Genomic DNA, 12,408 nt, shown 5'->3' with positions numbered 1-12,408 from the left:
TCGGGCCACGCCGGGCGGGCCGACACTGGAGCCGTGGCCTCGATCATGCTGACGGCGATGCCGTTCGCCGGGCACACGCTGCCGCTCCGCGCGGTCGCGGCGGAGCTCGTTCGGCGCGGCCACGACGTCCGCGCGTACACGGGGCGCCGGCACGGGGCGATCTTCGCCGAGGTGGGCGCCCGGCCGGTGGCGTGGCAGCGGGCGCCGGACTTCGACGAGCGGCATCCCGCCGCGACGTTCCCGCGCATGCGGGGCGCGAAGGGGTTCCGCCAGATGCTCGTCAACGTCGAGGACCTCTTCCTCGGCACCGCCGCCGCCCAGACCGCCGACCTCGTCGCCCTGCACGAGGACGAGCCGTGGGACCTGATCGCCGGCGACCCCATGGCGCTCGGCACCCGGTTCGTCGCGGAGCGGCTCGGCTCCCGGTGGGCGACCGTCTCCCCGCTCGCGTACTGGCCGCCCGGCAAGACTGTCCCGCCCATGGGGCTTGGCCTCACCCCGGCGCGCGGGCCGTTCGGCCGGGGACGCGACGCGGTGCTGCGCGCCGCGGTGCGGGCGGGCGGTGCCGCCGTGACGCGCCGCTACCGGCGGGAACGCCGTCGTGCAGGCCTCGCGCCCGACCGCACCCCCTTCGACGGCATCTTTCACTCGCCGGATCTCGTCGTGACCGCTGGGTCCCCTGGCCTGGACTACCCGCGCGACGACATCCCCGCGACCGTCCGGTTCGTGGGCGACCTCACCGACGACGGCCGCCCACCACGGCCGGGGCTCCTGCCGGACTGGTGGGACGACGTCCTCCGGTCCGAGGTCCCGGTCGTGCACGTCACACAGGGCACGGAGAACGTCGACCCCGCCGACCTCGTGCTGCCCGCCCTCGAGGCCCTGGCCGACGAGGACGTGCTGGTCGTCGTCGGTCTCGGCCACCGCACGGCTCCGGTCCCCGGCCCCCTGCCCCGGAACGCCCGGGTCGCACCGATGGTCCCCTACCCCGCGCTCTTGCCGCTCACATCGGTGATGATCACCAACGGGGGCTACGGCGGGGTGCTGCAGGCCCTGCGGCACGACGTCCCGCTCGTGGTCGCGGGCGGCGACCTCGACAAGCCGGAGATCGCGGCTCGCATCGGTTGGCACGGCGCCGGGGTGAACCTCCGCACCGGCCGGCCGCGATCGGCATCGATCGCCGCGGCGTACCGGGACGTCACGACGGACCCCCGGTATCGCGCGACCGCCGCTCGCCTGGGCGCGGAGCTGCGTGGGCTCGGCGGGACGCGCGCCGCGGCCGACCTGATCGAGGAGCACCTGAACTCCGGGCCTCCGACTACGCTCGCCGCATGACCTCAGCACAACCCTTGCCGCTCGGCCCTGCCCCGCGTCCCACCACCGGCGACGACCTCGCCGCCCGGCTGCGCACGCTCGCCACCGAGGCGGCCGGACCGGGCGTGGCCGGGCTCGAGCGTGCCCGCGTCGCCGCGGAGCTCGACGGGGCGGACGTCGCCTCGCTCGACGTCGACCTGACCGGCGTGGCGTTCGGCGCGCAGCAGAAGGCTCCCGGCGCCTCGTGGTCGCCCGCGTCGGTCGTCGCGCGCGAGGACGGCGCCGTCCGGCGCCTGCGCGTCGACGCCCACCCGCTCACCGCCGTCGACCTGCCCGTGGACGTCACCGCCGAGGCCGAGGGGCTGCGGTTCGTCTGGGTCGAGGGCAGCGACGGCCGGGTCGGGTTCGAGCCCGTCGAGCCCGACGACGCGCACCCGGTGACAGGGCACGCCCGCGTCGCGGTCTCCCGCGCCGGCCTGGTCGCGACCGTGCACGGGCTGCTCGCCGTGTCCCTGCAGTCGCAGGGCATCACGCTGAGCGACCTCGACGTGCAGCTCGAGTCGCACGGCCCGCGTGCGGTGGGCCTGCGGATCGAGGCCAAGATCCGCAAGGGCTTCCTCTCCGCGGGCGTCTCCGCCACGGCGTCCGCGTCGGTCGACGCGGCGATGGTGCTGACGGTCGGAGAGGTGCGGATCTCCAGCGGCAACCCGCTGGTCGCCGCGATGCTCGGCGCCGTCCGCGGCCGCGTCGAGGCCGCCGCGAACCGCCGCATCGCCCTCGCCGCCGCGCTGCCTCCCGGCGTCCGGCTCGTGGACGTGCGGCTCGATGTCGGCGAGGAGCTCGTGCTCACGGCCCGGCTCGGCTGACCGCCGTCAGTGCGCGGCGTCCGTCATCTCCCGGAGCTGCCGCGCGCACTCGGCCGCGACGGCGACCGCGAGGTCCCGCGGCGTGTCCCCGTCACGCTCGGGTACCACGTGGTGCACGGCTCCCTCGGCCCGCAGGTCCACCGCGCGTACGTGCTGCGCCTCAGCCATCTCGGCGGCGTGACGCGTGTCGCCGTGCACGATGACGCTCGCACCCTCCGGCGGCAGCGGGGCGAGCCAGGCGTGCTGCGCCGCGACGACCCGCTGCGCCGGTAGCAGCGCGAGCGCGCCCCCGCCGCAGCCCTGGCCCAGGATCACCGACAGCGTCGGCACCGTCAGGCGGGTCAGGAGCGCCATGCAGCGGGCGATCTCACCCGCGACGGCGCCCTCCTCCGCCTCTCGCGAGAGCTCCGCGCCAGGCGTGTCGATCACCGCCACCAGCGGGAGGCGCAGCTCCTCGGCGAGCACCATCGCCCGGCGGGCGACCCGCAGGGCGGCCGGTCCCATCGGCGACGTCGCGCTCTGCCGGCTGCGGTCCTGTCCGACGACCACGCACGGCTGTCCGTCCAGGCGCGTGAGCGCCACCAGCATCGACTCGTCGCGCTCGCCCTCGTCGGTTCCGCTGAGCCGCACCGTGCCCTGCGCCCCGTAGCGCAGCAGGTCCCGGACTCCCGCCCGGTCGTCCCGGCGAGTGCGGAGGATCGAGGGCCAGGCCGCGCCCGTCGACGCGACCTCGTCGCCGCGGCGCGGCAGGCTCGACGGCGACGGCTCGTCCACGAGCACGGCCAGGGTCCGCTCCAGCAGGCCCGACAGGTTCTCCGGCGCAACCACCCCGTCGATGACGCCCTTCGCCGCGAGGTTCTCGGCGCCCTGCACGCCGGCGGGGAGCGCCTCGCCCGTGAGCGCCTCGATGACCTTCGGCCCGAGGAACCCGACGAGCGCCCCCGGCTCGGCCACCGTGAGGTGCGCGAGCGATCCCCAGGACGCGAAGACGCCGCCCGTGGTCGGATGCCGGAGGTACACGAGGTACGGCAGGCCGGCCGCCCGGTGCGCCATGACCGCGCGTCCGATCTCGACCATCCGCAGGAACGCGGGCGTGCCCTCCTGCATGCGCGTGCCGCCGGACGCCGTCGTGGCCAGCAACGGCAGGCCGTGTGCGGTCGCACGCCGGACGGCGTCGGCGATCCGGCCCGCCGCGTCCACGCCGACGGACCCACCGAGGAACCGGAACTCGTTCACGACGACCGCCACGGCCCGCCCTCGCACCAGACCCCGGCCGGTGACGACGGACTCGTCAGTGCCTGCCGTGGCAGCGGCGGCCCGCAGCGCCTCCTGGTACGCCGGCGCGTGCCCGGAGATGTCGATCGGCTGGTCCCAGGACTCGAACGACCCAGGGTCGAGCACGAGGTCGAGGACCTGCCGTGCGCCGAGCCGCCGCGCCGTCACGCCTGCTCCGCGAGCCAGCGACGGATCGCCGCGCCGTCCTCGTCGAGGGTGGGGGGCGCGGCGTGGTCGCGGCGGGTGCTCTCCGAGCCGTCGGCACCGAAGAAGCGCAGCGGCGGCCCGGGGAGGGTCACCGTGCCGAGCGTGGGGTGCTCGACGTCGACCAGGAGCCCCTGGCTGCGGGTCTGCTCCCAGTCGTACACCTCGTCGAGCGTGCGGACTCGACCGGCGGGAATCCCCGCCTCCGCGAGCCGGGCCAGCAGCTCCTCGCCGTCGAAGTCGGCGAAGGCCTTCTCCACGATCTCGACGAGCTCCTCGCGACGCGCGACGCGCTCCCCGTTGGAGGCGAAGCCCGGCGCGTCCGGGTCGAGGGCGAACGCGGCGCAGAACCTCCGCCAGAGGGCCTCCGAGCCGACGGCGATCTGCACCGCGGTGTCCCGGCACCGGAACAGACCGTACGGCGCGATGGACGGGTGATGGTTCCCCTGGGCCCGGCCCACCTCGCCCGCCACGGTCCAGCGGGTGCCCTGGAACGCGTGCACCCCGACGACCGCCGCGAGCAGCGACGTCCGGACCACCTGGCCGAGGCCCGTGCGCTCGCGCTCGTGCAGCGCGGCGAGCACGCCGGTGGTGCCGTAGATGCCGGCGAGGAGGTCGCCGATCGGCACCCCGACCCGCTGCGGGTCGTCCGGCCCGGATCCGGTGAGGGACATCAGCCCGGCCTCGCCCTGGGCGATCTGGTCGTAGCCGGCCCGTCCGCCTTCCGGGCCGTCGTGGCCGAACCCGGTGATCGACAGGACGATCAGACGCGGGTTGCGGGCCTGCAGCGTGTCGACCCCGAGGCCGAGCCGGTCGAGCACACCCGGACGGAAGTTCTCCACCAGGACGTCGGCGCGGTCCACCATCTCGAGAAGGATCGCGTGATCGGCCTCGGCCTTGAGGTCGAGCGTGATCGACTCCTTGTTGCGGTTCGCGGAGAGGAAGTACGTCGACTGCACACCGTCACCCTCCCCGACGAACGGCGGCCCCCACCCGCGGGTGTCGTCGCCCTTGCCGGGCGACTCCACCTTGATGACGCGGGCGCCGAGGTCGCCCAGCATCATCGTGGCGTGCGGCCCGGCGAGCGCACGGGAGAGGTCGACGACGAGCACGTCGTCCAGAGGTCCGGCAGCAGCGGAGGTCTCGGCAGAGGTCAAGAGGATCACCAACCAGGCAGGATCAGGACGGCCCACACGAGCAGCGGGCCGACGAGCGTGACGATGACGGAGTAGGTGAGCACCTGCTTGTAGTAGGCCTGCTCGCTGATGGTGTCCGGGCGGTTCGCCACCATCAGGGCACCGTTCGTGGAGAACGGGCTCACGTCGACGATCGTCGAGGACACCGCGAGCGCCGCGGCGAGCAGGGCCGGGCTGATGTGTCCGGTCGCGACGAGGGGCAGAGCGATCGGGATGAGCACCGGCAGCAGCGCCGTGGACGACGCGAAGGCGGAGGTGATCCCGCCCACGTAGCAGAGGATCAGCGCGCCGATGGCCGCGACGCCCAGGCCGGCGGCCCAGGTGCCCACGTACTCGGGCGACCCCGCCGCCGTCAGGACCGACGCGTAGGTGGTCACACCGGCGACGAGGAGCACGGTGGGCCAGGCGATCTGGCGCACGGCGTCCTTGTGCTCCTGTGGCGAGAGGATCGCCAGGAGCACCGCGGCCGTGATGGCGGCGAAGCCGATGTTCTGGTCGAACGCGAGAGCCACCACCGCGACGGCGACGAACGCGACCAGCGTGACGACCTGGTCGCGCTTGACGCCGACGGACCGCGTCATCGTCGGGATGCTCGCGCCGAGGCCACGCCCGGAGACGGTGTTGCCGCCGGAGTGCAAGGACTCGGTAACCTCGCCCGTGTCGAGCACGTCGATGCGCTGGCTCATCAACTTGCGCCCGCCGAGGGCGAGGAACAGCACGATCGCGAGCACCAGGTTCACCGCGATGCTCGACACGAAGACGACTACGTCGGTGTTGGCGTAGCCCGCGTCCCGCATCACGGAGTTGGTGATGGTGCCGTAGATGCTGATGGGTGAGAACCCGCCCGCCTGCGCGCCGTGGACGACGAACATGCCCATCATGAGCGCGTTGATCTTGTACCGGCCGGCGAAGCCCAGCGCGATCGGGCCGATGATCGCGCACGCCGCGGGGCTCGCGGCACCGATCGCGGTGAGCAGCGCGGTGACCCCGAACATCACCCACGGGATGAGCGCGACCCTGCCGCCCACCGCCTGGACGGCCTTCCGGACGATGAGGTCCACGGTCCCGTTGTTCTTGGCGATCGCGAACAGGTAGGTGACGCCGATGAGCGTCAGGACGAGATCGCCGCTGATCCCGCCGAGGATCTCCTTCTCGTCCATGCCCAGCGCGTACACGCCGACGAACCACGCCGCCACGTACGCCAGGGCACCCATGTTGATCGGCAGCAGCGTGCCGACGACGAACAACGCCACCAGGGCGATGATCGCCACCAGTTCCGGACCCATCTCAACCCCCTCGTCTCGCGGGCCGCGGTCGCCTATGACCGACATCACACCCGGATGGACCAGTGGCCTAGCCAATATGCCAGCGGGTCACCTGTCAAGTAGGAGTCGTTCGAGTAGTGTCGTGGCCGTGTCCTCGTCGCCGACGCCGCCGCCCGCCTTCCCCCCGCGCCCGCCGCGCACCCGCCTCTACGAGCAGGTCGCCGAACAGCTCACGGGATGGATCAGCACCAACGGACTCACCGCGGGTGACAAGCTGCCCCCCGAGCGGGAGCTCGCCGCGCAGCTCGGCGTCTCACGGGCGACGCTGGCCCAGGCGCTCGTCGCGCTCGAGGTCGTCGGGGCCGTCGCCGTCCGGCACGGGGACGGCACCGTCGTCACCGGAGCGACCGGCGGGCGGCGCATCGTCGACGCGGTGCGGGCCCACGCGGACCGCCTCCCCGAGATCATCGACACGCGCGACGCCCTCGAGACCAAGATCGCCTCGCTCGCAGCGACACGACGCACCGACGAGGACCTGGCCCGGATCGACCTCGCCCTGACGGCCATGGCCCGTGCCGTGGAGCAGGGCGACCGCGGCGTCGAGGGCGACGAGGAGTTCCACGCCGCGGTCACGGCCGCCGCCCACTCGCCGCTGCTCGCCCGGCTCATGGCCGAGATCGGAGGGCTGATCCGCGAGACCCGCATCGAGTCCTTGTCGCAGCCCGGACGCCCGCGCAACTCCCTCGCCGGGCACCGTGCGATCGCCGACGCGATCCGCGCCGGCGACCCCTCCGCCGCGGCGGCCGCGATGCACGCGCACGTCGAGCTGGTCTCCGACGTCGCCATGCTGTCCGGGCACCCCGAGGCATGATCCGCCCGTGACCGGCCTCGAACACCTGGCCGTGCTGGCCGCCGGCCTCGGTGCCGGAGTGCTGACGTCGACCGTCGGAGTGGCGTCGCTGCTGAGCTTTCCCGTGCTGCTGGCGGTGGGCCTCCCGCCGGTCGTCGCGAACGCCTCGAACACGGTCGGGCTGCTCCCCGCCGGTATCTCCGGGTCGTACGGGTACCGGGCAGAGCTGCGTGCCCACCCGCGAGTCGCCGCCACGGTGATCGCCACCTGCGCCGTCGGCGCCGTGGCCGGCGCCTTCCTCCTCCTCAAGCTGCCGCCCGGAGTGTTCGAGGCGGTCGTGCCCTGGCTCATCCTTCTCACCTGCCTGTTGGTGGGCGCTCAGCCGCCGATCTCGCGATGGCTCGCGCGCCGGCGCGCCGCGAACACCGGGCCCCGCCACCAGATGTCTCCCGTGACGTCGGCGTTCTCGCTGCTCACGGGCGTCTACGGCGGCTACTTCGGCGCCGGCTCCGGCGTGATGATGGTCGCCGTCCTGGGCCTCGGCACGGACCTCGAGCTGCGATTCGTCAACGCCCTCAAGACTCTCGCCGTCATGGCGTCGAACCTCGTCGCCACCGTCATCTTCCTGGTCGTGGCCGACCTCGACTGGACGGCGATCCTCCTGCTCGCCGGCGGCTCGGTGGTCGGCGGGTACGTGGGCGCGCGCGTCGGGCGGCGGCTGCCGCCCACCCTCTTCCGCAGTCTCATCGTGATCGCCGGCGTGGTCACTGCCGTCGTCATGCTCGTGTGACCGGCGCCGCGCGGGCCGGGGCACCCCGAACCCGCGCGGCGCCGCCGGTCAGCCGTCCCGCAGCGCCGGGGGCAGCACCCGCGCGGTCCACCGGGTCCGCTGCTCATAGGCGTGGGCGAGCTGGAGCACCGCCCGGTCCCCGTTGTCCGGGCCGATGATCTGCACACCCATGGGCAGGCCTCGGTCGTCGAACCCGACCGGGACGCCGGCCACGGGGTGCGCCGACATGGTCCACGGTGCCACCGTCTCCATCCAGCGGTGGTAGGTGTCCATCTCCCGCCCGTCCACGGACGAGGGCCAGTGCGTCTCCTTGTCGAATGGGAACACCTGGGCGCTCGGCGCGAGCACGAAGTCGTACTCGGCGAACAGGTCGCTCACGGCCCCGTACCACGCCGTCCGCGCCTCCACGGCCTCTGCGACGTCCCGCGCGGAGAGTCGCAGGCCGTTCTCGATCTCCCAGACCAGCTCGGGCTTCATCTTCCGGCGGGTGCTCGGGTCGTCGTAGAGGTCCCCGTAGCCGAGCATGCTCCACCACCGCCACGTGAGGAACAGGTCCCAGACCCGGGCGGGGTCGAACGCCGGGAGCGCACGCTCGACCGTGCAACCGAGCGCCTCGAAGGCGCCGAAGGACGACTCCACCAGGTCGAGCACCCCGGGCTCGGTGGCGAGGTGGCCGTCCCAGTCCCCGACGTACGCGATGCGGGTGCCGCGGAAGTCGCGCTGCAGCGTCCGGGTGAACACGGCCGGATCCTCGTCGATCGCCAGCGGTGCGCTCCGGTCCGGGCCGGCCATCGTCGACAGGAGCATCGCGACGTCGGCCGCGCTGCGCCCCATCGGGCCGCTCACGCCGCCCTGTGCCACGAACCCCGGCCCCGGCACCCGCCCCCAGGACGGGCGGAAGCCCATCACGTTGCAGAACGCCGCCGGGTTGCGCAGGGAACCCATGTAGTCGCTGCCGTCCGCCACGGGCAGCATGCGCAGCGCCAGCGCGGACGCCGCACCGCCGCTGCTGCCGCCTGACGTCCGTTCGGTGTCGTACGGCGTCGCGGTGGCTCCGTAGACGGGGTTGTAGGTCTGCGAGCCGAGCCCGAACTCCGGTGTGTTGGTCTTGCCGATGACGATCGCTCCGGCCTCCTTGATGCGACGCACGAAGAGGTCGTCTGTGTCGGCTACCCGGTCCGCATAGATGGGCGAGCCGGAGGTGAAACGGATCCCCTTCGCGGCGGCCAGGTCCTTCACGGCGTGGGGGAAGCCGTGCATCCAGCCTGCTCGGTCGCCGCGCCGCAGCTGCCGGTCCTTCTCGCGCGCCTCGGCGACGAGCTCGGCCCGTGATCGCAGCGCGACGATGGCGTTGACGGCCGGGTTGTGCTCCTCGATGTGGTCCAGGTAGGTGGTCATCACCTCGACGCAGCTGACCTGCCGTCGGCGGATGAGCCCGGAGAGCGCCAGCGCGTCGAGGGTGACCAGGTCGCGCAGGTCGCCAGGACGCCGCGCGGGACGGGAGTCGTGGCCCCGTTCGGCGGCCGACGCACCGGTCGGCGCGATCATCGCGGCGCCCGCCAGCAGCGCGCCACCCGTGAGCACGCCGCGCCGGGAGAGTCTGCCCGCCCCGTGGTCGCCGGGCGAGGTGGTCGAGTGTGTCTCGGTCATAGCGTCATTGCCTTTCCGAAGGACGAGCGGTCTCGGCCGGCGGAGCCGGCCGCACGCAGCAGGCCACCATGGACCAGTGGCCTAGTCAATGAACCACGGCGTACGACCCTGGCCTCACAGTGCGGCCGGCGCTCCCGCGCCGAAGCTCGAGCAGACGTGTCGGTCCGCCGTGGCAGATTGGCCTCGTGCCCGACCGTCCGGACGTCCCGCCCGTGCTCGTGGCACGCCTGCGCGGCCTGCTCGGCTTCCCGGAGTGCCGCGAGGAGGATGCGTGGACCGGCGTCCGCTGGCGGGTGCGCAAGGCCACGGTGGCGCACGTCTTCGGCGGCGAGGACCAGCTCTTCCGCGTCACCTTCCGCGCCGAGCCGCAGGAGGTCCGGGCGTTCGAGCACCTCGGCCACCCGTACTTCCGCGCCGGGTGGGGCGGCAACGTCGTCGGCGTGGTCCTCGACGACGGCACCGACTGGGGCGAGATGGCCGAGCTGCTCACCGACTCCTACTGCATCCAGGCGCCGCAGCACCTGGCCGCGGCTGTCGACCGCCCGGACCCTGCGGACGGCACCCTTTGACGCCCTGCGTCAGAGCGTGACCGACGTCCCGACCAGCACCAGCTCGGAGGTGTGCGACCCGGCCACGCCGACGCCGTCCGGCCGCTCGACGAAGCCGGGCAGGCCCTCCAGCCCGCCGCCGGCGGCGACGACGCGCAGGTCCAGCGGCTGCCCGGCCGGCACGGTGAGCTCGACCTCGAACCCGTCGTCGCCCGGCGCGTAGAAGCGGGTGTCGAGGGCGCCGCCCGCGATCGGCACCTCCCGGCCGGCGACGGTCGCACGCTCCACCCCGGGGGCGTTCAGCTGCACGTACCGGAGCGCGCCCGCGGTGCCGATCGGGGCTCCCCGGCCCGGGGTGACGCGCAGCGTGAGGACACGGGAGTCCCCGTCGGGCTCGGCGTCGGCCACGTCGACGACGGGGGCGGGCAGGTCGACCGCCTGGGCGTCGCCGGCCTGCACCTCGCCGGAGAACATGGGGAACGGCTCGGACAGGTCGGTCTCGGTGTCGACGTACCGTGCGGTCCAGTCGCTGGGGGTGTCCTCGTCGGAGACCCAGTGCGCGGATCCCGTGTCGGCGTCCAGCGCGTACGCAAGGCGGGTGGGCTCGGGGTGCTCGGCGTCGAACGGGTCGACGGCGAAGCCCACGACCAGCGCGACGACGCCCACCGCGGCGCACCCGCCGACCAGGCCGAGCGCGCGGCGCCGGCCGCGCGGCCACAGCACCGCGAGGACGGGGGTGAGGGCGAGCCCGAGCAGCGCGGCGACCACCGCCGGCGCGGCGCCCGTCGCCAGGCCCAAGGCCGGGAAGAACAGCAGCACGATCGGCACGAGGACGAGGACGCCCACGGCCGCGCCCAGGGTCACGACCACCCGGCGGCCCACGACGCCCCGCGCCACCCGCAGGGTGAGCAGCCAGGCCACCGCGCCCGCGAGCGCCGGCAGCGCGGCGAGGTAGGAGCCGCCGGGGGTGACGGCGGCGAGGACGACGCCGAGGACGGCGAGCCAGCCGAGCGCCCCCACCGCGAGCGCCGCCCCGCCGAGCGAGCGGCGCAGCCCGAGGAACCAGGCGGTCCACACGGTCGCGACGATGCCGAGCAGGGCGACGCGGAAGCCCCAGGGCCGCCACGGGTCGAGCATCTCGTCGTAGCCGGGCCGCACCAGGCCCATGACCCACCCGAGGGCGATCGACCCGCCGACGGCACCGGCCAGCGGGAGCAGCGCGGACGCGAAGCCGAGGGCGAGGGTGCCGGCCGTGGTCCGGTCGCCGCGCACCTCGCCGCGCCGGACGAGGACCACGGCGAGGGCTCCGACCGCGAGCAGCGCGACCACGGCGAGCGGCCACACGAGCCACCCCGGGTAGCGCGCGAGCACCCCGCCCGGCAGCGGGAAGTACGTGGCGTCGTCGGCGGACGGCGTGGCGAGCGCGGCGGCGTCGCCGTCCCCGAGCTCGCGCGCCAGGGCGAGCATGTTGGCGCCGTGGTGCTGCAGGCTCGCCAGCGACATCCGCTCGGGGGTGTCCTGCGGCGCGTGGTAGGTGGCCGACCCGTCGATGTACGCGGAGTTGAGCCCGGTGAAGCGCCCTTCCGGGTCGTCGAGGAACGGCGAGAAGTCGGTGTCGTTCGGCAGGATGCGGTAGACCTCGACCGCCATCGAGCTGCCCACGGGGTACGGCACGTGGGAGTAGGCGTCGACGAGGGCGGCGTTGCCCTCGGACGTCTCGAACATGATCGCCGGGCCGGACGAGCCGCGGGCCTCGACGTTGACCACGACGCCCCCGTCGGCGGCCCGCGGGTCGGCGTGCGCGAAGGCCTCCGCACCGCACAGGCACGCCTCCTCGGCGTCGGTGAAGACGAGCACGAGGTCGTTGCGCAGCGGCTCGCCGGCGCCCAGGGCGCGCGCGGTCTCCAGCAGGGTCGCGACGCCGGCGCCGTCGTCGTTGGCGCCGTGCGACACCTCGGCGGAGTCGTAGTGGGCGACGAGGAACACCGGCCCGGTGGAGTCGGTGCCCGGGATGGTCGCGACGACGTTCTTGGTGGCCGCGACGCGGCTCTGGTCGCCCAGCCGCCCGGACATGCCGACGCCGTCGGTCACCTCCGGGTCGAGGCCGAGGTCGCGGAGGTCCGCGACGATCGTGTCGCGGACGTCCGCCGCCGCGGCCGTGCCGTGCGGGTGCACCTCGCCGCCGACCGCCTCGACCGTCGCGAACGCACGCTCGGCGCTGAACTCGTCTGCGGCGGCGTCCGCCGGCCGCGGCGACGGCGGCAGCACCGACCAGACGGCGAGCGCCGCCAGGACGAGCAGGAACAGTGCGCATGCGAGCGACGTCGCCCGCGACCGGGTCTGGGTCACCCGGGCACGCTAGCGGCGCCCGCGCGCCGTGGCCCAATCGTGATACGCGCCGTCTCAGGTGGACCGATACCCGGACCGTCGCCTGGACCGCCGCCCGACCG

Annotated in this window: 10 protein-coding genes; 5 read left to right on the top strand and 5 right to left on the bottom strand. The window is 74.2% G+C overall.

Annotated elements, in window-relative coordinates; translation table 11 throughout:
* Nucleotides 1-33 precede the first annotated feature (33 nt).
* Nucleotides 34-1,335, top strand: a complete 1,302-nt coding sequence (locus tag AAG589_RS09340) for a glycosyltransferase (protein WP_430566951.1) — start codon at nucleotides 34-36, stop codon at nucleotides 1,333-1,335.
* A complete protein-coding gene (locus tag AAG589_RS09335; protein ID WP_430566950.1) occupies nucleotides 1,332-2,180 on the top strand; it encodes a hypothetical protein in 849 nt (282 codons plus the stop codon). Before AAG589_RS09340 ends, AAG589_RS09335 begins: the two co-directional genes overlap by 4 nt.
* A 6-nt stretch (nucleotides 2,181-2,186) precedes the next feature.
* On the opposite strand, the gene AAG589_RS09330 is transcribed toward AAG589_RS09335, so the two are convergent.
* The 3 genes from AAG589_RS09330 to AAG589_RS09320 are packed head-to-tail and all read right to left on the bottom strand — an operon-like array spanning nucleotide 2,187 to nucleotide 6,141.
* Complete coding sequence (locus AAG589_RS09330) at nucleotides 2,187-3,623, bottom strand: carboxyl transferase domain-containing protein (RefSeq protein WP_430566949.1); 1,437 nt, start codon at nucleotides 3,621-3,623, stop codon at nucleotides 2,187-2,189.
* Entirely contained in the window at nucleotides 3,620-4,816 is a 1,197-nt protein-coding gene (locus AAG589_RS09325; protein WP_430566948.1) for a CaiB/BaiF CoA transferase family protein, read from the bottom strand. Before AAG589_RS09325 ends, AAG589_RS09330 begins: the two co-directional genes overlap by 4 nt.
* A 5-nt stretch (nucleotides 4,817-4,821) precedes the next feature.
* A complete protein-coding gene (locus AAG589_RS09320) occupies nucleotides 4,822-6,141 on the bottom strand; it encodes an SLC13 family permease (RefSeq protein ID WP_430566947.1) in 1,320 nt (439 codons plus the stop codon).
* A gap of 127 nt (nucleotides 6,142-6,268) precedes the next feature.
* Between AAG589_RS09320 and AAG589_RS09315 the strand changes: the two genes are divergently transcribed.
* Both AAG589_RS09315 and AAG589_RS09310 read left to right on the top strand, forming a co-directional pair.
* A complete protein-coding gene (locus AAG589_RS09315) occupies nucleotides 6,269-6,991 on the top strand; it encodes a FadR/GntR family transcriptional regulator (protein WP_430566946.1) in 723 nt (240 codons plus the stop codon).
* A gap of 7 nt (nucleotides 6,992-6,998) precedes the next feature.
* On the top strand, nucleotides 6,999-7,760 hold the full coding sequence (locus AAG589_RS09310; RefSeq protein WP_430566945.1) for a sulfite exporter TauE/SafE family protein: 762 nt from the start codon (nucleotides 6,999-7,001) through the stop codon (nucleotides 7,758-7,760).
* A 48-nt stretch (nucleotides 7,761-7,808) separates the two neighbouring features.
* Here the strand turns inward: AAG589_RS09310 and AAG589_RS09305 are convergent, their stop codons facing one another.
* A complete protein-coding gene (locus tag AAG589_RS09305) occupies nucleotides 7,809-9,410 on the bottom strand; it encodes an amidase (RefSeq protein ID WP_430566944.1) in 1,602 nt (533 codons plus the stop codon).
* Between the two features lie 185 nt (nucleotides 9,411-9,595).
* On the opposite strand from AAG589_RS09305, the gene AAG589_RS09300 reads away from it, so the two are divergent.
* Nucleotides 9,596-9,979 carry an MmcQ/YjbR family DNA-binding protein gene (locus AAG589_RS09300; protein ID WP_430566943.1) on the top strand — a complete coding sequence of 128 codons (384 nt, stop codon included), beginning with the start codon at nucleotides 9,596-9,598 and terminating at the stop codon, nucleotides 9,977-9,979.
* Between the two features lie 9 nt (nucleotides 9,980-9,988).
* Here AAG589_RS09300 and AAG589_RS09295 read toward each other — a convergent pair whose 3' ends face one another.
* Nucleotides 9,989-12,307 (bottom strand): M28 family peptidase, encoded by a 2,319-nt coding sequence (locus AAG589_RS09295; RefSeq protein ID WP_430566942.1) that lies wholly within the window; start codon nucleotides 12,305-12,307, stop codon nucleotides 9,989-9,991.
* Between the last annotated feature and the right edge of the window lie 101 nt (nucleotides 12,308-12,408).

This window comes from Isoptericola sp. F-RaC21 (assembly GCF_038593535.1).
Lineage (GTDB): Bacteria > Actinomycetota > Actinomycetes > Actinomycetales > Cellulomonadaceae > Isoptericola.
This window is presented reverse-complemented; position numbering and strand designations above follow the sequence as displayed.